The organism is Bradyrhizobium sp. 159, from assembly GCF_023073795.1.
In the GTDB taxonomy this organism is placed as follows: Bacteria; Pseudomonadota; Alphaproteobacteria; order Rhizobiales; family Xanthobacteraceae; genus Bradyrhizobium.
Genome location: NZ_JADPKE010000027.1, coordinates 52,984 through 73,520, shown reverse-complemented (window position 1 = coordinate 73,520; position 20,537 = coordinate 52,984). Strand labels below are relative to the sequence as shown.

General features: G+C 64.9%; 18 protein-coding genes. 13 read left to right on the top strand and 5 right to left on the bottom strand.

Annotation, left to right across the window (positions count from 1 at the left end; all coding sequences use genetic code 11):
* Positions 1 to 416: 416 nt before the first annotated feature.
* The 3 genes from IVA96_RS05240 to IVA96_RS05230 are packed head-to-tail and all read left to right on the top strand — an operon-like array spanning position 417 to position 3,215.
* A complete protein-coding gene (locus IVA96_RS05240) occupies positions 417 to 1,466 on the top strand; it encodes an aromatic ring-hydroxylating dioxygenase subunit alpha (protein WP_247279528.1) in 1,050 nt (349 codons plus the stop codon).
* A 5-nt stretch (positions 1,467 to 1,471) separates the two neighbouring features.
* Complete coding sequence (locus IVA96_RS05235; protein ID WP_247279529.1) at positions 1,472 to 2,224, top strand: GntR family transcriptional regulator; 753 nt, start codon at positions 1,472 to 1,474, stop codon at positions 2,222 to 2,224.
* 10 nt (positions 2,225 to 2,234) lie between these two features.
* Positions 2,235 to 3,215 (top strand): PDR/VanB family oxidoreductase, encoded by a 981-nt coding sequence (locus IVA96_RS05230; protein ID WP_247415782.1) that lies wholly within the window; start codon positions 2,235 to 2,237, stop codon positions 3,213 to 3,215.
* A 214-nt stretch (positions 3,216 to 3,429) separates the two neighbouring features.
* Here IVA96_RS05230 and IVA96_RS05225 read toward each other — a convergent pair whose 3' ends face one another.
* Together IVA96_RS05225 and IVA96_RS05220 are read right to left on the bottom strand one after the other, a co-directional pair.
* Positions 3,430 to 5,391 carry an EAL domain-containing protein gene (locus IVA96_RS05225; protein ID WP_247415779.1) on the bottom strand — a complete coding sequence of 654 codons (1,962 nt, stop codon included), beginning with the start codon at positions 5,389 to 5,391 and terminating at the stop codon, positions 3,430 to 3,432.
* Between the two features lie 303 nt (positions 5,392 to 5,694).
* Positions 5,695 to 6,060 (bottom strand): nuclear transport factor 2 family protein, encoded by a 366-nt coding sequence (locus IVA96_RS05220; RefSeq protein ID WP_247415774.1) that lies wholly within the window; start codon positions 6,058 to 6,060, stop codon positions 5,695 to 5,697.
* 172 nt (positions 6,061 to 6,232) lie between these two features.
* Here IVA96_RS05220 and IVA96_RS05215 point away from each other — a divergent pair, with 172 nt between their 5' ends.
* The 3 genes from IVA96_RS05215 to hemC are packed head-to-tail and all read left to right on the top strand — an operon-like array spanning position 6,233 to position 9,511.
* Positions 6,233 to 6,880, top strand: a complete 648-nt coding sequence (locus IVA96_RS05215) for a TetR/AcrR family transcriptional regulator (RefSeq protein WP_247415771.1) — start codon at positions 6,233 to 6,235, stop codon at positions 6,878 to 6,880.
* A gap of 46 nt (positions 6,881 to 6,926) precedes the next feature.
* Positions 6,927 to 8,504, top strand: a complete 1,578-nt coding sequence (locus IVA96_RS05210) for a choline dehydrogenase (protein ID WP_247415791.1) — start codon at positions 6,927 to 6,929, stop codon at positions 8,502 to 8,504.
* Between the two features lie 26 nt (positions 8,505 to 8,530).
* Positions 8,531 to 9,511 carry a hydroxymethylbilane synthase gene (gene hemC, locus IVA96_RS05205; protein WP_247415768.1) on the top strand — a complete coding sequence of 327 codons (981 nt, stop codon included), beginning with the start codon at positions 8,531 to 8,533 and terminating at the stop codon, positions 9,509 to 9,511.
* Positions 9,512 to 9,680: 169 nt separating this feature from the next.
* On the opposite strand, the gene hemE is transcribed toward hemC, so the two are convergent.
* On the bottom strand, positions 9,681 to 10,715 hold the full coding sequence (gene hemE, locus IVA96_RS05200; RefSeq protein WP_247415765.1) for a uroporphyrinogen decarboxylase: 1,035 nt from the start codon (positions 10,713 to 10,715) through the stop codon (positions 9,681 to 9,683).
* Positions 10,716 to 10,820: 105 nt separating this feature from the next.
* Here hemE and IVA96_RS05195 point away from each other — a divergent pair, with 105 nt between their 5' ends.
* Together IVA96_RS05195 and IVA96_RS05190 are read left to right on the top strand one after the other, a co-directional pair.
* Positions 10,821 to 11,036 (top strand): hypothetical protein, encoded by a 216-nt coding sequence (locus IVA96_RS05195; RefSeq protein ID WP_247279537.1) that lies wholly within the window; start codon positions 10,821 to 10,823, stop codon positions 11,034 to 11,036.
* 171 nt (positions 11,037 to 11,207) lie between these two features.
* Positions 11,208 to 13,112, top strand: a complete 1,905-nt coding sequence (locus IVA96_RS05190) for a diguanylate cyclase (protein ID WP_247415762.1) — start codon at positions 11,208 to 11,210, stop codon at positions 13,110 to 13,112.
* A 9-nt stretch (positions 13,113 to 13,121) separates the two neighbouring features.
* Here IVA96_RS05190 and IVA96_RS05185 read toward each other — a convergent pair whose 3' ends face one another.
* Together IVA96_RS05185 and IVA96_RS05180 are read right to left on the bottom strand one after the other, a co-directional pair.
* Positions 13,122 to 13,340 carry a SlyX family protein gene (locus IVA96_RS05185; protein WP_247415759.1) on the bottom strand — a complete coding sequence of 73 codons (219 nt, stop codon included), beginning with the start codon at positions 13,338 to 13,340 and terminating at the stop codon, positions 13,122 to 13,124.
* Positions 13,330 to 14,082: a rhodanese-related sulfurtransferase gene (locus tag IVA96_RS05180; RefSeq protein WP_247415756.1), complete on the bottom strand. Its 753-nt coding sequence runs from the start codon at positions 14,080 to 14,082 to the stop codon at positions 13,330 to 13,332. The genes IVA96_RS05185 and IVA96_RS05180 overlap by 11 nt, the downstream gene beginning before the upstream one ends.
* Positions 14,083 to 14,283: 201 nt before the next feature.
* Between IVA96_RS05180 and ggt the strand changes: the two genes are divergently transcribed.
* The 5 genes from ggt to IVA96_RS05155 all read left to right on the top strand — a co-directional run bounded on the left by ggt (position 14,284) and on the right by IVA96_RS05155 (position 20,489).
* Complete coding sequence (gene ggt / locus IVA96_RS05175; RefSeq protein ID WP_247415754.1) at positions 14,284 to 15,870, top strand: gamma-glutamyltransferase; 1,587 nt, start codon at positions 14,284 to 14,286, stop codon at positions 15,868 to 15,870.
* Positions 15,871 to 16,035: 165 nt separating this feature from the next.
* Positions 16,036 to 16,650, top strand: coding sequence for a (2Fe-2S)-binding protein (locus IVA96_RS05170; RefSeq protein ID WP_247415751.1), 615 nt, complete (start codon positions 16,036 to 16,038; stop codon positions 16,648 to 16,650).
* A gap of 4 nt (positions 16,651 to 16,654) precedes the next feature.
* The gene (locus IVA96_RS05165; RefSeq protein ID WP_247415748.1) at positions 16,655 to 17,671 is read left to right on the top strand and encodes a xanthine dehydrogenase family protein subunit M; all 1,017 of its coding nucleotides are present in this window, start codon (positions 16,655 to 16,657) and stop codon (positions 17,669 to 17,671) included.
* A gap of 2 nt (positions 17,672 to 17,673) precedes the next feature.
* Positions 17,674 to 19,965: a xanthine dehydrogenase family protein molybdopterin-binding subunit gene (locus IVA96_RS05160; protein ID WP_247415745.1), complete on the top strand. Its 2,292-nt coding sequence runs from the start codon at positions 17,674 to 17,676 to the stop codon at positions 19,963 to 19,965.
* Between the two features lie 59 nt (positions 19,966 to 20,024).
* Positions 20,025 to 20,489: an FKBP-type peptidyl-prolyl cis-trans isomerase gene (locus IVA96_RS05155; protein WP_247279544.1), complete on the top strand. Its 465-nt coding sequence runs from the start codon at positions 20,025 to 20,027 to the stop codon at positions 20,487 to 20,489.
* Positions 20,490 to 20,537 lie beyond the last annotated feature (48 nt).

Here is a 20,537-nt window from a genome sequence, read left to right as displayed (position 1 = left end):
CATCGGCCGCTCCTTCCAACTCAGGAGCCACCTTCAGAATCGATTTCTGCCCAATTCGCAATGCCTTACAGAGAACGCTCACATGCGATTCCCCTGCCCTGGAGGGGGAGGGTCGATCGCGCGTAGCGCGAGCGGGGTGGGGTGATCTTTCCTCTTGGGTAGTGCCCGTGTGGAGAGATCATCCCACCCCGCTCCGCATTCCGCTTCGCTCCATGCGAAGCGACCCTCCCCTCCAAGGGGAGGGTAAGAGGGCGCCGCACGCGGTTATTGCTCTCTTCGCGGAAAATAGCCCTCCGGCCAGATATGTATACAGCTTCACTGGCAAAGGTATTATAGTAGATTAGTTTTAGCTTGAACGTTTCTGGTCGACTGCTATTGTATACATAACGTATTCATGAGCCGTGGGAGTGAGACCGATGACAAAGCCCTTCCCGATGAACGCCTGGTACGCTGCCGCATGGGATGCCGAGGTGAAGCCGGCGCTGTTGCCGCGCACGATCTGCGGCAAGCATGTCGTGATGTACCGTAAGGCCGACGGCTCGGTGGCCGCGCTGGAGGATGCCTGCTGGCATCGCCTGGTGCCGCTGTCCAAGGGACGGCTCGAAGGCGACACCGTCATCTGCGGCTATCACGGCCTGAAGTACAACGCGCAAGGGCGCTGCACCTTCATGCCCTCGCAGGAGACCATCAATCCGTCCGCCTGTGTCCGGGCCTATCCGGTGGTCGAGCGTCACCGCTACATCTGGCTCTGGATGGGTGATCCCGCGCTGGCCGATCCCGCGCTCGTTCCGGACATGCACTGGAATCACGATCCGGCCTGGGCTGGCGACGGCAAGACCATCCACGTCAAATGCGACTACCGCCTCGTGCTCGACAATCTCATGGATCTCACCCACGAGACTTTTGTGCACGGCTCTTCCATCGGTAACGATGCGGTGGCTGAGGCGCCGTTCGACGTCACCCATGGCGAGAAGACGGTGACCGTGACGCGCTGGATGCGCGGCATCGAGCCGCCGCCGTTCTGGGCCAAGCAACTCGGCAAGCCCGGTCTCGTCGACCGCTGGCAGATCATCCGCTTCGAAGCCCCGTGCACCATCGCCATCGACGTCGGCGTGGCGCCGACCGGCACCGGCGCGCCGGAAGGCGACCGCTCACAGGGCGTCAACGGTTTCGTGCTCAATACCATCACGCCGGAAACCGAGAAGACCTGCCATTATTTCTGGGCGTTCGTGCGCAACTATCGCATCAGTGAGCAGCGCATCACCACCGAGATCCGCGAGGGCGTCTCCGGCATCTTTCACGAGGACGAGCTGATCCTCGAAGCGCAGCAGCGCGCGATGGACGAGAACCCGGATCGTATCTTCTACAATCTCAACATCGATGCGGGCGCGATGTGGACGCGCAAGCTGATCGATCGCATGGTGGCGAAGGAAAACGCGCCGCAGCATCTCCAGGCCGCGGAATAGCCGACATGGCCGAACGTGAGGTCGACCGCTCAGTCTCGCAGACCGTGAAGGCGCAGCTCGCGCTGCGCGACCAGATCCTGTCGGGCGTGTTGCGTCCGGGCGAACGCATCTCCGAGCTCCAGGCGGTGGAGACCACCGGCGCCTCGCGCACGCCGGTGCGCATGGCGCTGGTGCGACTGGAGGAGGAGGGCCTCTTGGAGGCGATCCCCTCCGGCGGCTTCATGGTGAAGGCGTTCTCGGAGCGCGACATCTCCGACTCCATCGAGCTGCGCGGCACGCTGGAAGGCCTCGCCGCACGTTTCGCCGCCGAGCGCGGCGTCTCCGCGCGCGAGCTCGAGCCGCTGAAGGAGTGCCTCGCCGCGATCGACGAATTGCTGCGCCAGGTGCCGATCTCGGTCGATTCCTTCTCGTCCTATGTCACGCTGAATGCGCGCTTTCATGCGCTGCTCACGGAATTGTCGCGCAGCCCGCCGTTGATTCGGCAGATCGACCGCGCCTCCGCGCTGCCGTTCGCCTCGCCCAGCGGCTTCGTGATGGCGCAATCGGCGCTGCCCGAGGCGCAGCAGATCCTCATCATCGGGCAAGAGCATCATCGCGTCGTGATTGACGCGATCGAGAATCGCGAAGGCGCGCGCGCCGAGGCCGTCATGCGCGAGCATGCGCGGCTCGCGGTGCGCAACCTGCGGCTCGCGCTGCGCAACCGGACCCATCTCGACCTCTTGCCGGCGCTCGCGCTGATCAAGACCGCAACCGATTGAGGGCACAGCCATGCGCTTCATCGAAACCTGGATACCGGCAACGCTCGTCTCGACTCGCGATCTCGCACCGAGCATCCGGGAATTCCTGATCCGGCCGGATCAGTTCGATGGCGCCGCCTACCCGGTCGGCAGCCACATCAATGTCAACGTCACCATCGACGGCCTGCCGGAGACGCGGTCCTATTCGCTGGTCGGCGAAGCCACCTCGGCTGGTTTCAAGATCGCGGTGCGCCGCGCTGATGATTCCCGCGGCGGCTCGCGCTATATGTGGTCATTGCAGCCAGGCGCGCGGCTCGACATCACCCAGCCCGCCTCGCTGCTTGCGGTGGATTGGACGCGGGAAAACTATTGCCTGATCGCCGGTGGCATCGGCATCACGCCGATCTTTGGCGCCGCGCAGGCGCTGGCCCGCCGCGGCGCTGACCTCACGCTGCACTACGCCGTGCGCGCGCGCGGCGAAGCGGCCTATCTCGATGATCTCGCCGCGCTGCTCGGCGATCGCCTGGTCGTTCATGCCAGCGACGAAGGCAACCGGCTCGATCTCGACGCCCTGTTCGCGTCGGCGCCCAAGGCCGCGCTCGCGCTGTTCTGCGGCCCGATGCGCATGCTCGATGCCGCGCGCCATGCCTGGATCGGCGCCGGCCATCCGCTTCCGGATCTCCGCTACGAGACCTTTGGCTCCAGCGGCACGCTGCCGACCGAGACGTTCCGGGTGCGTCTGAAGGACTCAAATGTCGAGCTCGAAATCCCGCGCGAACGCTCGATGCTGGACGTGCTCAACGCCAGCGGCCACGACGTGATGTATGATTGCAAGCGCGGCGAATGCGGCTTGTGCGCCATCGACGTGGTCGCGGTCGACGGCGAGATCGACCATCGCGACGTCTTCTTCAGCGACCAGCAGAAGCAAAGCAACCAGAAGATCTGTGCCTGCGTCTCCCGCGCGAGGGGCACGATCACCGTGGATACACTGCTGCGGGCGGACGCGATTTGAAATAGCGTCCAGCGAGATCTGTTTTGGCGGAATGGACGGAGCCACGGACTCCACCTCTCCCGCGTGCGGGAGAGGTCGCGCCGAAGGCGCGGGTGAGGGTTCTCTCCTCTGGGGAATTCCCTCTGTGGAGACACCCTCTCCCCAACCCTCCCCCGCAAGCGGGGGAGGGAGCGCACCTCTTTCGTAGCGGCACCGATCTTAAGCCGATCGAGTCCTACGCCGCAAAGGTCGCCCGATGTTTCTTGCTGTCCAGCAGCGCCAGCACGGCATCGGCCGCCACCGGCCGGCTGATCAGATAGCCCTGCACCTCGTCGCAGCTGATCTGGCGCAGATATTCGAGTTGGTCGGAGGTCTCGACGCCTTCAGCGACGACACCGATGCGCAGGTCCCGCGCGAGCGAGACCACCGACTTCACGATTGCAGCGCAGTCCGGCTGCACCAGCATGTCGCGGATGAAGGACTGGTCGATCTTGATACGGCTGAACGGCAGCTTGCGTAAATAGGTGAGCGAGGAGAAGCCCGTCCCGAAATCATCGAGCGCCACGGTGACGCCGAGTTCCAGCAGCGCATTCAGGACCGATGCGGCCGAGCCGTATTTCGACAGCAGCATCGATTCCGTGATCTCGATCTCGAGCCGCCTGGGAGAGACCTTCGCGTCGGCAAGCGCCTGCACGATGGTCTGGAGGATGCCGGTGTTGTGAAATTGTGCCGCGGAGAAGTTCACGGCGACCCTGATCTGTTCGGGCCATTGCGCCACCGTCGTGCAGGCGCGGCGAATGACCCATTCGCCGATCTCGTGGATCAGCCCGGTCTCCTCCGCGATCGGTATGAATTCGCTCGGCGGCACCAGTCCGCGTACCGGATGCTGCCAGCGCAGCAGCGCCTCGAAGCCGGTGATGCGGTTGTCGCCCAGACCGAGGAACGGCTGGAACACCAGGAACAGCTCGTCCCTCGCGATTGCGCCCGCGAGGTCGGATTGCAGCGCCTTGCGGTCGCGGGACACCTTGTCGTCGCTGGTCTCGAAGAAGCAGACCATGCCGGCTCCCGCCTTCTTGGCGCGATAAAGCGCGGCGTCGGCATTCTTCATGAGGTCGAACGGCGTGTTGCCGTCGCGCGGCGCCAGCACGATGCCGACGCTGGTCGCGCCGACGATCTGGCGGCCCTCGATCTGGAACGATTCGGTGAAGGCCGCGACGAAGCGCTCGGCGATCTCGAGCACATCTTCCGGCCGCGCCACATTGTTCATGACCAGCGCGAATTCGTCGCCGCCGATGCGCGCGACATGCTCGGCCGCGCGCGTGCAACGCTGCAGCCGGCTTGCAACCTGGACCAGGAATTCGTCGCCGGCGGGTTGGCCAAACTGGTCGTTGACCTCCTTGAAGCGATCGAGGTCGAGCAGCAGCACCGCGAATTCCTCACCTGATAACGCCAGCCGTTTGAGCGCGGCATCGAGCGTTTCGTTGAAGGCGACGCGGTTAGGCAAATGGGTGAGGGGATCCTGCCGCACCGTGCGCTCCGCCTCGAGCTGCTGCATCACGCGACGCGCGAACGAGAACGAATTGACGAACACGCCGCGGAGCAGCACGCTTCCGTAGACCACGACGAGGAATGCGATCAGCAGGAAGGCGAGATCGCCTTTTCGGCCCAGGCAGATGGCGATTCCGAGGAAGATGGGCGCCGTGAAAGCGATGGCCGCGATCGGGATCGTCGCGAAGGCCAGCGCGCCGCCCGCCAGCATGCCCGAGCACAGGCAGGTGATGACGAGCTGGCCGCCGGTCGAAGCGTCGGAGAAGAACGCGACTGGGACGATGCCCCAGGCGGTGCCAAGGATGAAGGCGTTGCGCACCAGCCGGTGCATGGCACGGCGCGAGACGAATTGCGGCTTGGTGATGCGGCGCGTGGCCTGGGATTGCAGGCCGAATGCGATCGCAGCGGCGGCTACGGCGACCGCCCAGATTAGGGCCGGCATCCGGTCCGGCGACTGCCACAGCGCGATGGCCAGCACGATGGCGTTGCAGGCATTGGCCAGCATGATGCCGACGGAATAGCCCAGCACCAGCGACATCTGTTCGGCCCGAATATGACCGGCGACGGCCTCGTCGGTTGCAGGACCGCCTAACGCCGACAGATCGCCGGCGAACAGCCGTGCGAAATAGCTGGTCGTTTGAGTCCGCATTCGAGAGCCTGGCAGCATCGGCCGTTGGTCCGGCTAGAAGCTGAGAATTCGCTACAAACCTTTGACGAACTATGAATTATGCTCGGCTGCGACCGCCGCCGTGACCACTTCTGCGTGTTCGAAACGAGGGTATCGATAACAAATCGATACAAATGCGCGATGGTAGGGGATGATGTTCGCCCCTAACTCCGCTGTCATGCCCCGGCCTGGGCATCCAGTACGCCGCGGCCTATCGATTGACTATTGGCGTCTCGGCGTACTGGATCGCCCGGTCAAGCCGGGCGATGACACCGGTGTCCGCAATCATCGCCCCAACTGCTTCGGGTCGTAATAGAACCTCTCCTCGATCAGCTGATCGCCCCGCCAGGTCTGCCAGGCGACCTCGTCGAACGTCCGGGTGATCCCTTCGGCGTTGGTGAAGCTGAAGCACCAGCGAGTCGCGACATGGTCGCCCTCGATCAGGCTCGGCCCAATGCGCACGGCCTTGACCTCCTTCGAGGCCGCCAGCACGCCGTGCTCCTTGGCGATGAGCTTATCGCGGCCAACGGTCGGAGCAGCGTTGTTCTCGTAGGTGACGGCATCAGGCGCGCAGAACTGTTCAATGGCGCCGATGAAGTCTCCTGCTTCCAGCCGCTGCGCAAACGCTTCGACAATGTCACGACTCGGCAATGGCACACCTCACGAGTAAAACCGACTGATAGTCGGTAAATACCGACCGGTGGTCGAAAAGTCAACTGGCCGCCTGTGCCGAACTCGACTAAAGCGAGAGTGAGTTGAACCGGTGCGAGCCGAGAACTCACCTCTCCCGAAGGAAGAGGTATTCTGAACCCAGACGAGACACATGGCGAAACAGGCGGAGCGGCGGGCGGCGACCACGGAAGCGATCCTGACGGCGGCGCGCCGTCTATTCGGGACACAAGGCTTCGCCGCCACCACCATGGACGAGATTGCGGAGGGGGCCCGCGTCGCCAAGGGCGCTGTCTATCATCACTTCAAGACCAAGGAGGCGGTGTTCGAAGCCGTGTTCGACCAGGTCTCGCGCGACCTCGTTGTCGAGATCGACAGCGCCGCGCGCGCCGAGAAGGACGTGCTCGCCGCTATGGTTGCCGGTACCCAGCATTACTTTGCGGCGACGGCAAAGGGCCCCACCGGCCAGATCATCCTGCGCGACGGGCCAGCCGTGCTCGGCTGGGAACGTTGGCGCGAGATCGACGCCAAGCACTTCGGTGGCAAGCTGCCGCGCACCCTTGCGGCGGCAATGGAGACCGGCCTGATCGCGCGACAGCCGGTCGAGCCGCTGGCGCGGCTGCTGCTCGGCGCAGTCACGGAGGCCGCGGTCGCCTGCGCCGGGCGCGCTGATATCGCAAGGGCGGGCGCGGAATATGCCCGTGCGTTCAGGTCGCTGGTCGAGGCGCTGCGCCTGCATATGATTGTGCTAAGTGACGAAGCTGGAAACGCCAACACCAACAAAAAGAACAGTAGCGCATGAACGCAAATTCCTCCCACGCGCGCCGTCCGATCCCGAATTCGACTACATCATCGTCGGTGCCGGCTCAGCCGGCTGCGTGCTCGCCAACCGGCTCTCGGCGAACGGCGAGCACCGCGTGCTGCTGCTCGAAGCCGGGCCGAAGGATTCCAACATCTGGATCCACGTGCCGCTCGGCTACGGCAAGCTGTTTAAGGAAAAATCCGTCAACTGGATGTACCAGACCGAGCCGGAGCCCGAGCTGAAGGGGCGCCAGGTCTTCCAGCCGCGCGGCAAGACGCTGGGCGGCTCCAGTTCGATCAACGGCCTGCTCTATGTCCGCGGTCAGCACGAGGACTACGACCGCTGGCGCCAGCTCGGCAACACCGGCTGGGGTTATGACGACGTGCTGCCCTACTTCAAGAAGGCCGAGAACCAGTCGCGCGGTGCCGACCAATATCACGGCAGCGGCGGCCCGCTGCCAGTGTCCGACATGATCGTGACCGATCCGCTGTCGAAGGCGTTCATCGACGCCGCGGTCGAGACCGGTCTGCCCTACAATCCGGATTTTAATGGCGCCACGCAGGAAGGCGTCGGCCTATTCCAGACCACGACGCGCAATGGCCGCCGCGCTTCCACGGCGGTGGCCTATCTCGGCCCCGCCAAGTCGCGCAGCAATCTCAAGATCGAGACCTCCGCACACGCTCAGCGCGTCCTGTTCGAAGGGCGGCGGGCGGTCGGCGTCGAATACCGGCAAGGCGCGGCCTTGCGCCGTGCGCGGGCCCGCAAGGAAATCGTGCTGTCGAGCGGGGCCTACAACTCGCCGCAACTGCTTCAGCTCTCCGGCGTCGGCCCGGCCGATCTCCTCCGCACGCATGGTATCGACGTCGTGCTAGAGGCGCCGGGTGTCGGCCACGATCTTCAGGACCACATGCAGGTCCGCATCGTGATGCGCTGCTCGCAGAAGATCACGCTCAACGACACCATCAATCATCCGCTGCGCCGCACGATGGCGGGCGCACGTTACGCGCTGTTCCGCAAGGGCTGGCTGACGATCGCGGCCGGCACAGCGGGCGCGTTCTTCAAGACCAGCCCGCGGCTCGCTTCGCCCGACATCCAGGTGCACTTCCTGCCGTTCTCGACCGACAAGATGGGCGAGAAGCTGCACGATTTCTCCGGCTTCACCGCCTCCGTATGCCAGCTTCGGCCCGAAAGCCGCGGGACCTTGCGCATCAAAAGTGCCGACCCGACCGTGCCGCCGGAGATCCGCATCAACTACATGTCGACCGAGACCGATCGCACCACCAACGTCGAAGGCCTGAAGATCCTGCGCAAGATCCTGAGCGCGCCGGCGCTGAAGCCGTTCGTCGCCGGCGAGGTCGATCCCGGCACGAAAGTATCCACGGATGCGGAGCTGCTCGATTTCTGCCGCGAGCGCGGCAGCACCATCTACCATCCGACCTCGACCTGTCGTATGGGCAACGACGCGCTCGCGGTGGTCGACCAACGGCTGAAGGTGAGGGGGCTTGACGCCCTCCGCGTCGTCGACGGCTCGGTCATGCCGGACCTCGTGTCGGGGAACACCAAGGCGCCCATCATCATGATCGCCGAAAAGGCCTCCGACATGATATTGGAGGATGCGCGCTAACCCGCGCGCTTCGAGAGGACAAAGACTTGGCTACGCGATTCAAGATCGGCACCCGCAAGAGCGCGATGGCGCTGGCACAGACGGAAGAGATTGTGCGCTGCCTGACTGCCGCCGTGCCCAATCTCGACGTCGAGATCGTCAAATTCGACACGACGGGCGATCTCGACCAGACCAGCAAGCTCCTGCCTCACGGCGGCAAGGGCGGCGCCTTCGTGGCGCAGATCCGCGCCGCCGTGCTCTCGGGCGAGTTGCAGGCGGCGATGCACTCGCTTAAGGACATGCCGGGCAACGAGGACACGCCCGGCCTCGTGATCGGCGCCACGCTGTCGCGCGATCCGCCCAGTGACGCGCTGGTGCTGCGTTATGGCGTGACGCTGGAGACGTTTCGGCAAACGCGCGGCCGAGGCTTCAAGATCGGCACCAATGCCGTACGGCGCGCAGCCTATGCGCGTCGGCTCTTTCCGGAGGCAGAGATCATTCATTTTCGCGGTGCGGCCGACACGCGTGTGCGCAAGCTCGACAATAAGACGAAGCAGCGTCTGCCCGATGGTGGCGAGGTGGGTCCCGCGGATGCCCTGATCATGGCGCGCTCCGGCCTTGATCGCGTCGGCCTTTCCCATCGCATCGCCTACGAATTCACGCCGGCGGAGATGCTGCCCGCCGCAGGCCAGGGCATCGTCGCCGTTGAATGCGCGGCGCAAGATTGGCAGACGCGGCAAATCCTTGCATCGATCGACGATCCCGCCGCGCACGCCTGTGCCAACGCGGAGCGCGAAGTGCTATGGGTGCTCAACGGCCACTGCAATTCGCCGGTGGCGAGCTTTTCGACTAGCGCCGGCGATCGGATGTCGCTGACGGCGTCCGTGCTCGACGTCTCCGGCAACACCATCATCGAGGCCTCGCGTTCAGGCCCCGCCAACCGCCCGCGCGAACTCGGTCGTGCGGTGGGTCTGGATCTGCTGGCCAAGGGTGCCGCCGAGATCATCGAGCGCAGCCGGCCGCGCTAGCCTGCCTGTGAGATCATAACGGGCGATGATGTCATCGTGCACCTGTTTTGCCCGACGTGTCAAACGCGCCGGGTGAGTCATGCCGGCTTAGATTTTTCAATGACTTGTCTACTGTGCATGGGGTTGTTTTGGCGCTTTTTGTTTTGCCGCTCCCCACCTGCGAAATAAATCAGCCCCGCACGCGCTTCAGCATCTGCTCGACATGGGCGATCGGCGTTTCCGGCTGGATGCCGTGCCCGAGATTGAAGATCAGCCGCCCTTGCCCAAAATTCGCCAGCACGTCGTCGGCGGCGCGGTCGAGCGCGGTACCCCCAGTGATCAACACCAGCGGGTCGAGATTGCCCTGCACGGCGACCTTGCTCTGCACGCGCTCGCGGATGAAGGCCGGCTCCGCGGTCCAGTCAATGCTCACCGCGTTCACGCTGGTTGCCTCGACATAGGCCGGCACCTGCGCGCCGGCACCGCGCGGGAAGCCGATGATCTTCGCATCCGGCACCTTGGCGCGCACGCCTTCGACGATGCGCCGCGTCGGTTCGATCGACCAGCGCGCGAACTCTGCGGGCGGCAGCACGCCGGCCCAGGTGTCGAAGATCTGCAAGGCGTCGGCGCCGGCGGCGAGCTGCGCTAGCAGATATTCGATCGAATTGTCGACCAGCACGTCGATGATCTCTGCAAACGCCTCCGGATGCCGGTAGGCCATCAGGCGCGCTGGTGCCTGGTCGGGCGTCCCCTGGCCGGCGACCATGTAGGTCGCTACAGTCCATGGCGCGCCGCAGAAGCCGATCAGAGCGACCTCGGGAGCGAGCGCGCCGCGCACGATCCGTAGCGCCTCAAACACGGGTGCGAGCTTGGAGAAGTCGGCGCGCGCGGCCAGCGTCGCAACCTTCGCCGGGTCATCCAGCGGTTCGAGCCGCGGGCCTTCGCCGACCTCGAAACGCACGGAGCGCCCGAGTGCATAGGGGATCACCAGAATGTCCGAGAAGATGATCGCGGCATCGAAGCCGAATCGCCGGATCGGTTGCAGCGTCACCTCGGCAGCGAGCTCCGGATTGAAGCAGAGATCGAGGAAGCCGCCCGCCTTGGCGCGCACCTCGCGATATTCCGGCAAGTAGCGGCCGGCCTGCCGCATCATCCACATGGGGGGGATGGCCTGGCGCTGGCCGGAGAGCACGTCAATGAAGGGCTTTGGCGCAGACTGGGGCACGAATGGTCCTGAAGAGAGTTATGGCTCCTGATACACTGCCGCGGCCCCCAGCGGAACAGGGGAACCAGCGCAATTGGGCCGCGTTGACAGCCAATGGAGGAGATCATGGCTGAGAGATTCAACCCTGCGCCGCACGACAAGCATGCCGATGACTTGCGCGAGGCGCTCGCCGCCGATCGCAACGCCAAGCTCGACGGCGGTCTGAAGGATACGTTTCCGGCCTCCGATCCCGTCAGCGTCGCGCAACCGACACCCTCGAAGGCGGATGCGGATGCCGAGCACCCCACGCTCTGGGAGAAAGTCAAGGCCATCTTCAGCTAGCGGGCGGGAGTCGTTCCCGAGAGGCGCGGTAATGTTCTGTTAGCAATGCGCTGATGCTTGCGTCCGTACGACTACGGGAAACCGGGCATATCGCCGCACATTACCGCGGTTATTTCAGAGTTCACTGACAGAAGCGGCAGAGTTTCCGAAAAGATCGGAGAATTCTGCCGCATGAGTGCTGCGACCCAAAGAGCCGGATGGAGCCGTCTGCCGCTGCGGGCGGCGGCGTTTGTCGTGCTGACCTGCGCGACCATTCTCGGGGTCAGCGGCTGGCGCGAATGGGCCGCGCGCGATGCGGTGCTCAAGGGGGCCGAGACCGAAATGGCGAACGTTGCCCGTTCGCTGACACAGCATGCAGAGGACAGCCTCGATCTGCTGGATTCGGGCGTCGTCGGCGTCGTCAGCCGGCTCGAGATGGACGGCGCCGGCCCGGCCGCGATCGCGAAGCTGCGCACCCTGCTGGAAGCGCGCAAGAGGGCCGTTGAGCGCATTCACAGCCTCGCCATTATCGACGATCAGGGCAATTGGCTGACCTTGCCCGGCACGATCGGCTCGACCTTCAACGACGACGCGTTCTTCCGTCATCATCAGCTCTCTGCGAAACGAGAGGCCCATGTCGGCCGTCCCGTGAAGAGCCTGCTGGACGGCGAATGGGTCGTCACTCTGTCGCGTCGCTTCAACAAGCCGGACGGCAGCTTCGGCGGCGTGGTGCTCGCGACCATCAGCTCGAAATATCTTTCGCATTTCTACGAGCAGTTCGAGATCGGCCGCAACAGTTCGGTGGCGCTGACGCATGGGGACGGCCTGATCGTCGCGCGCAACCCGAGTAACGACAAATTCGTGGGCCGCAACGTCGGCGACACACCGCTGTTCCGCGACGCCAGCCTGCAGCAGCCGGGCGGCGCCTATCATTTCAAGTCGCCGCTGGACGGCGCCCAGCGCGTCAGCTTCTTCAAGCGCAGCAGCCGTTACCCCTTGGTCCTGCTCGCCACCGTCGATAAGGACGAACTGCTGGCGCCCTGGCGCGCAGCCGCGATCTCCCGCATGCTGTACGTGGTCGCCCTGGTGATGCTGATCGCGGTCATCGGTGCCGTGCTGGTGCGGCAGCTGCAACGGGGCCAGCGCATGGCCGCGGCCCTGATCGAGAAGGAGGCTCACTTCCGCCTGCTCGCGGAAGGCTCCAGCGACATGGTGACCCGCATCGGGCTCGACGAGCGGCTGCGCTATGTCTCGCCCTCGTCGGTGCGCCTCGTCGGCTGGCGCGCCAATCAACTGATCGGCACGCCCGCGCTCGCGGGCGTCAATCCGGAGGATCGGCCGCAGGTTCAGGCGATCGTCGACGCCATGAAGCGTGGCGAGAAGGAGGAGGCGCGCCTCGTCTATCGCAACTCGCACCGGGAGAACGGCGAAGTCTGGCTCGAATCGACCATGCGGGTGACACGCAAGGCCAACGGCAACATCGACGGCGTGGTGGCGATCTCGCGCGACATCACCGAACACAAGAAGCTGGAGACAAGGCTTGAGACGCTCGCGATCGAGGACAGCCTCACCGGCCTTGCCAACCGCCGCCGCTTCGACGAACGTCTGAAGGACGAGTGGGCGCGCGCCTATCGCGACCGCTCCAGCCTCGCCTTGCTGATGGTCGACGTCGACCACTTCAAGGCCTACAACGACGAATACGGCCATCCTGCCGGCGATGCCTGCCTCCGCCGGGTGGCGCAGGTCATCGCGGCCGAGATGCAGCGTCCCGGCGATCTGGCGGCGCGCTATGGCGGCGAGGAGTTCGCCATCCTGCTGCCGAACACCGATGCCGAGGGCTGCGCCCGGATCGGCGACCGGATTCGACGGGCGATCCGCGAGGCGGGCCTCGTCCACACCAGCAACCGTGCCACCGGTTGCGTTACCGCTTCGCTCGGAGGCGCCGCCTGCCGGCCGGTGCTGGATCGCACGGCGGGCGTTGCCTCGCTCGTCGAGGCGGCCGATCAGGCGCTCTACGCCGCGAAAGAAGCCGGGCGCAACCGGTTGATGATGTCGGGCGAGGTGGCCAGCCTGATGCTCAAGGCGTCCGGTCAGTAGCTCATCGTTTCAATAATGCGGCGGGCGCTCGTTGGCAGGCCCCGGCGCATTCGCCTCGGCATCCTGGAGCCGTTCACTGAGCTGCGCGATCTGCCGCATCAGCGCATCGATCTGCTTCCACTGTGCGGTGATAGTCTGGTTCAGCGTTTCGATGGTGTCGTCCTGATAGCTGAGGCGCATCTCCAATGTGTCGATGCGCTCGCTCAGCGTCTTGATTTCATTCGTCACGGCCCTGCCCCTTGTCGAGTTCGCGCAAAGCATGGCCGAGCGCGACGCGCTCGTCGAACACGAAACACTCGCCGCGCCAGCGGCTCTGCGTCTCCGGCACCTCTTCCAGATATCTCAGGATGCCGCCCTTGAGGTGATAGACCTCGGCAAAGCCGCGCGCGAGCAGATGCGCGCTGGCCTTCTCGCAGCGAATGCCGCCGGTGCAGAACATCGCGATCCTGCGGTGCTTGGCCGGATCGAGCTGATCGGCGGCAAAGTCCTTGAACTGGCCAAAGCACTTGATGCCGGGATCGACCGCGCCCTCGAACGTGCCCATCGCCACCTCGAAGGCGTTGCGGGTATCGAGCAGCAGCGTGTCGGGTGCCGCGATCAACGCATTCCATTCGGCGGCGTCGACATACGTGCCGACCTTCTTGATCGGATCGGCGTCCGCATCGCCGAGCGTGACGATCTCCTTTTTCAGCCGCACCTTGAGCCGGCGGAACGGCATCGCCGCCGCGGTCGAGAATTTGAGCTCGAGATTGTCCAGCCTGCCGCCGAACATGTCGCCGTGCGCGAGCTCGTGAGCGAAAGCGTCGATTGCCTCCGGCGCGCCGGCGACAGTGCCGTTGACCCCCTCCTGGGCCAGCAGCACGCTGCCCTTCAGGGCCAGGCCAGCACAGAATCCACGCAACGGCTCGCGCAGCTCCCGGTGATCCGGGAGGGCGGCGAATTGGTAGAAGGCAGCGACCTTGTAAGTCATGGCGGCTCGTTTAGCAGGCGGCGGCCGTCCGGAAAACCCGCCATGGCTGAAAGCCGCGATCCGTCCATATACGCCCAGCGGATGGCAGCCATTTCATTGGTATGCCAGCATTGCTCCGGCGGGCCGGAATATGCCATGTAGGCCGGGTTTTTCCGAGATGGCGCTCCGTCGCGCCGGACGTCCAAGAAAGCAAGAATTCGCATGAGAAACTTCCATTTCCCCGGCAGGTCCACGGTCCACGCCACCAACGCGATGGTGGCGACCTCGCATCCGCTGGCCTCGCTCGCCGCGATCGAGGTGCTGCGCGAGGGCGGCACGGCGGTGGACGCTGCGGTCGCCGGCTCGGCCGTGCTTGGCGTGATCGAGCCGCAATCGACCGGCATCGGCGGCGACTGCTTTGCGCTGATCCAACCGCGGGGCGAGGGCAAGATCATCGCCTATAACGGCTCCGGCCGTGCGCCGAAAGCGGCGAACGCCGACTGGTATCTCGAGCGCAAAATCACTTCCGTGCCGCTGACCTCGGCGCATGCGGTGTCGATTCCCGGCGTGGTCGACGCCTTCGCCACCGTGTTGCGCGATCACGGCAAGTTCGGTTTCGACCGGCTGCTCCAGCCAGCGATCAAGGCGGCCGAAGAAGGTTATGTCGTCGCGCCGCGCATCGCCTTCGACTGGAAGAACCAATTCGAGAAGCTGAAGGGTGGCACCAACACCGTGCGTTACCTGTTGCCGGGCGGAAAGCCGCCGGTGGCCGGCGACCTCATCCGCCAGCCGGAGCTCGGCAAGACGCTACGCGCGATCGCCAGGGATGGTCGCGACGCCTTCTATAAGGGCCCGATCGCGGAAGACATGGTCGAGACCCTCAGGGGCATCGGCGGCCTGCACACGCTCGACGATTTCGCCGCTCATACGACGGAAGTGACCACGCCGATCGGCACCATGTACAAGGGCTATGACGTCTGGCAGTGCCCGCCGAACGGACCCGGCCTAACCATGCTGCTGATGCTCAACATCCTGTCGCGGTTTGACCTGAAGAAATATGCACCGCTCAGCGTCGAGCGTTTCCATCTCGAGGCGGAAGCCGCGCGCATCGCCTACATGCATCGCGAGCTGCATGTCGCCGATCCCGACCACATGCAGATCGAAGTCGCCAAGATCCTTGCCAAGGAATTCTGCGACGAGCACATCGCCAAGATCCGCATGGACGGCATGCTCGACCTGCCCAACGTTGCACCGCCGATGAATCCCTCGACCATCTACATCACGGTGGTGGACAAGGACCGCAACGTCTGCTCGTTCATCAACTCGATCGCGCATTCCTTCGGCTCGGCGATCGTCTCGAACAAGACCGGCGTATTGTTCCAGAACCGTGCCGGCGGCTTCCGCATCCAACCGGGCCATCCCAACTGCATCGCGGGCGGCAAACGGCCGCTGCACACGATCATGCCGAGCCTGCTCACCAAGGGCGGCCGCTCCGTGATGCCGTTCGCGGTGATGGGCGGACAATATCAGCCGGTCGGCCAGACTCATGTGCTGACCAACATCCTCGACTATGGCTGCGACGTGCAGGAGGCGATCGACATGCCGCGCGGCCTGCACTACGAGGGCCAATATCAGCTCGAGGACAGCGTGCCAGCCGCGATCGTCGAAGGCCTGAAGAAGCTCGGCCACAAGACCACCAGCGTGGTCGGTCCGCTCGGCGGCGCCCAGGCAATCTGGATCGATTGGGACAAGGGCACGCTCACCGGCGGTTCCGATCCACGCAAGGACGGTTGCGCGCTGGGCTATTGAGGCGCCCCCGCGGTTCCCCCGCAAGATCAGGAAAAGTTGACGAAGGGCGGCGCGGCATTTGCTGCGTCGCCCTTTCTCGTTCGGAACGGAGCTCATGGCTTCAGGTTAAGGGGCGATGAGCGGTGCAGGCGTGTGCTGCTTGGTTCGAAGCAGTGGAGGCCGTCCATGTCCGATAAATCAAGTTCCAAAGCATCCGCATTCGATCGGCGCGCCTTTATGGTGGGCGCTGCCGGCAGTGCGCTTGTTCCGATCACGGCGCGCGCAGCCGCGGGGGATACGAGCGCGTCAGTCGCACAAGATCCGGCGCTTCCTGTCGAGGTCACCATCCACGTCAACGGCAAGGACAAGCGCCTGAGCATCGATCCCCGCACCACGGTGCTCGACGCGCTGCGCGAACACCTCAAGCTCACCGGCAGCAAGAAGGGCTGCGATCACGGCCAGTGCGGTGCCTGCACGGTGCTGATCGACGACCGGCGCGTGGTGTCGTGCCTGACGCTTGCGCTCGCCGCCGAGGGGCAGGAGATCACGACGATCGAAGGGCTTGCCACCGACGACCGTCTGCATCCGATGCAGCAGGCCTTCATCGACAACGACGCATTCCAGTGCGGCTATTGCACGCCCGGCCAGATCATGTCCGCTGTGGCCTGCGTCAAGGAGGGCCATGCAAACAGCGAGGCGGATATACGCGAGTATATGAGCGGCAATATCTGTCGCTGTGCCGCTTATCCCAATATCGTCGCCGCCGTGAAGCAGGCCGCGCCCGAGATCATGAAAGGCTAGGCGCATGCGACCGTTTTCGTATCAGAGGGCAACAGACCCTGACATGGCCGTGCAGGCGCTCAGCGCCGCCGCGGCCGCGAACAATCCGCTGACCCAGGCCGCTGCGCAGCCGCTCGCCGGCGGCACCACGCTGATCGACCTGATGAAGCTGGATGTGATGCGGCCGGCCGCGATCGTCGACATCAATCCGCTTGCGCACGGCTGGTCGGCGATCGAGCCAAATGACGACAATTTGCGGCTCGGCGCGCTCGCAAAGATGTCCGACGTCGCCGCGCATGACGGCATCCAGCGCAACTACCCGGTGATCGCCAATTCGCTGAAGCTCGCCGCCAGCGCCCAGCTGCGCAACATGGCGACGCTCGGCGGTAACGTGATGCAGCGGACGCGTTGCAGCTATTTCCGCGATGTCTCCTACGAGAATTGCAACAAGCGCCATCCCGGCTCCGGTTGCGCCGCGATGGACGGCGTCAATCGCATGCATGCCGTGCTCGGAATCTCCGACCAGTGCATCGCGACCTATCCGGGCGATTTCGCCCAGGCGCTGATCGCGCTCGACGCCACGATCGAGATCACGGGCAAGGCCGGCACGCGCAGCATGCCGTTCGCCCAGCTTCACAAGGCGCCGGGCAGCACGCCAGACATCGAAACCACGCTTCAGCCCGGCGAGCTGATCTCGGCCTTTGCGGTGTCCGGACGCTGGCCGCGATCGGTGTATCTGAAGGCGCGCGACCGCCAATCCTACGAGTTCGCGCTGTCTTCGGCTGCGGTCGCGCTCGACGTGCAGGACGGCACGATCAAGGATGCGCGCGTCGCGCTTGGCGGTGTCGCAACCGTGCCCTGGCGAGCGCGCGAGGCAGAGGCGCTGCTCAAGGGACAAAAATTCGACGAAGCCCTCGCACAACGCGCCGCCGATGCTGCGTTCGCAGACGCCAAGGGGCGGCGGCACAACAGCTTCAAGATCGCGCTCGGCAAGCGCGTGGTGGCACGCGCGCTCCAGCAGGCCGTAACGATGGAGATCTGATCATGACTGCTGCTGCTCCCGAGCCGAAGACGAACATGGGCCAGCCCGTGCCGCGCTATGACGCCGTCGTGAAGGTGACGGGACGCGCCACCTATGCGTCGGACATGCCGCTCGCCGATCCCGCCTACGCGTTTCTCGTCACCAGCGCCATCGCCAAGGGGCGAATCGATCGCTTCGACCTCGATGACGCCAGGCGCGTCCGCGGCGTGATCGACATCGTCACGCACGAGAATGGGCCGAAGCTGAAGGAGTCGAAGCTCTTCAGCAATGGCGGCTATGCGGGCACGACGATCCAGCCGCTGAAATCGGCCGACATTGCCCATGACGGCCAGATCATCGCGGTGGTCATTGCCGAAAGCTACGAGGCGGCGCGCGAGGCCGCCAACCGCGTCAAAGTCAGCTACACAGCCGCCGCGCCGAGCGCGACCTTCGACTCGCCCGGAACGACCATCGCGGCCGCGAAGGGACAGAATGCCCAATTCAAGGAAGACCCGAAGGTCGGCAACTTCGCAAAGGCGTTCGAAGAGGCCGAGGTCAAGCTGACCGCGTCCTACGACACCCCGACGCAGCATCACAATCCGATGGAGCTGTTCTCGACGAGCTGCGCCTGGATGGGCGACGAACTCGTCATCTACGAGCCGAGCCAATTCGTCTACGGCCTGAAATATGGCGTCGCCGAACAGCTCGGCATCGACGCCGACAAGGTCCGCGTGGTCAATCCCTATGTCGGCGGCGGCTTCGGCTCGCGCGGCTCGATGACGCCGCGCACCGCCATCATCGCCGCCATTGCGAAGCGCCTGAACCGGCCGATCAAGCTGGTCCCGACCCGCGACCAGGGCTTTACCATCACCACCTATCGCGCCGAGACCCGCCACGAGATCAAGCTGGGGGCGAGCCGTGATGGCAAGCTGCTGGCCTTAAAGCATGAGGGCGCCGAAATCTCTTCGCGCCCCGACGCCTATTGCGTCGGCGGCACCAAGACCACGACGCGGCTTTATGCCTGCCCGAATGTCGACAGCCTCGTCTCGATCGTGCGCGCGGACCGCAACACGCCCGGCTTCATGCGTTCTCCACCGGAGGTGCCGTATCTGTTTGCGCTGGAGAGCGCGATGGACGAGCTTGCGGTGAAATTGAACATGGATCCGGTCGAGCTCCGCCGTATCAATGGTACCACCGTTGAGCCGATTGGCGGCAAGCCCTACACGTCGCGCTCGCTGATGGCCTGTTTCGACGAGGCCGCCAAGGCGTTCGGCTGGGCGCAACGCTCGCCGCAGCCGAAATCGATGTCGGATGGCGACTGGCTGATCGGCTATGGCTGTGCCGCCACCTGCTATCCGACCCAGATGGGCCCGGCGGCCGCGCGCGTGCGCCTCCAGCGCGACGGCCGCACCCGGGTCGAGATCGCCGGCCACGAGATCGGGACCGGCGCCTACACTGTGATCGCCCAGACCGCCGCCGAGCGGCTCGGCGTGCCGCTCGAGAAGGTTGCGGTCTTCATCGGCGACAGCGATCTGCCGCCGGCGCCTGTTGCCGGGGGCTCGAATTCGACGGCCAGCACCTGCTCCGTGGTGATGACGGTCTGTGATCAGATCCGCCAGCGCCTGTTCAAGGCGGCGATGCCGAGCCAGAGCCTGACGGACAAGGCCAAGGAGACCGTGGGCATCGGCCAGACACCGGCCACACAGGCGGCGAAAGGTGACCGCCCGCTCGACCTCGAGAAGGCCTTCGACGCGCTCGGTGTCGGCGTCGTCGAGGAGTATGGCGAGTGGAAGCCGGATGCCGCGCCGCTGGATTCCTTCCGCGCCATGCACAGCGGGCAGGTGCGGCTCGTCGGCGGCCACGCCATGAAAGACCAGATCGCCTATGCGTTCGGTGCGGAGTTCGTCGAGGTCCGCGTCAACCGCTTCACGCACGAGATCCGCTGTCCTCGTCTGGTTGGTGCGTTCGCGGCAGGCCGCATCATGAATCCGCGCACCGCGCGCAGCCAGCTGATGGGCGGGCTGATCTGGGGCATGTCGTCGGCGCTGCTGGAGGCCACCGAGATCGACGAGCGCAACGCGCGCTACGTCAACGACAACTTCGCCGACTACCTCGTGCCCGTGAATGCGGACGTGCCCGGCGTTGAGGTCATCCTGCTCTCCGAGCAGGACGATCACATCAACCCGGCAGGCGTGAAGGGTCTCGGTGAGCTCGCCAATGTCGGCACCAATGCGGCGATCTGCAACGCGATCTATCACGCCACGGGCCAGCGCATCCGCAAGCTCCCGGTCCGGCTGGAAAATATCGAGGTGTAGGGGTGGAAACCTCACCGGCGTTGCGCTAGACACCTCCCGCCTCAAACGGAAGGTGCCTCATGCAGCGTTTCCAACGCGCGCTCCTCGCCCTGATGTCGGCGCTCGCGATCACCGTGATTGCCAGCGTGTCGCATTTCGTTTCCACCACGGCCTCGGCCCAGACCGCAGGAAAGACCATGACCACAGCTTCAGGCTTGCAGATCATCGACAGCGTCGCCGGCACTGGCGCTTCGCCCAAGGCGGGCCAGATCTGCGTGATGCACTATACCGGCTGGCTCTACGAGAACGGCCAGAAGGGCAAGAAATTCGACTCGTCCGTCGACCGCAACGAGCCGTTCGAATTCCCGATCGGCAAGGGCCGCGTCATTGCCGGCTGGGACGAGGGCGTCGCTTCGATGAAAGTCGGCGGCAAGCGCACGCTCATCATCCCGCCGCAACTCGGCTACGGCGCCCGCGGTGCCGGCGGCGTGATCCCGCCGAACGCGACGTTGATGTTCGACGTGGAATTGCTCGCGGTAAAGTGACGGCGCAGCCGTCATTCCGGGATGGTCCGAAGGAGCAGACCCGGAATC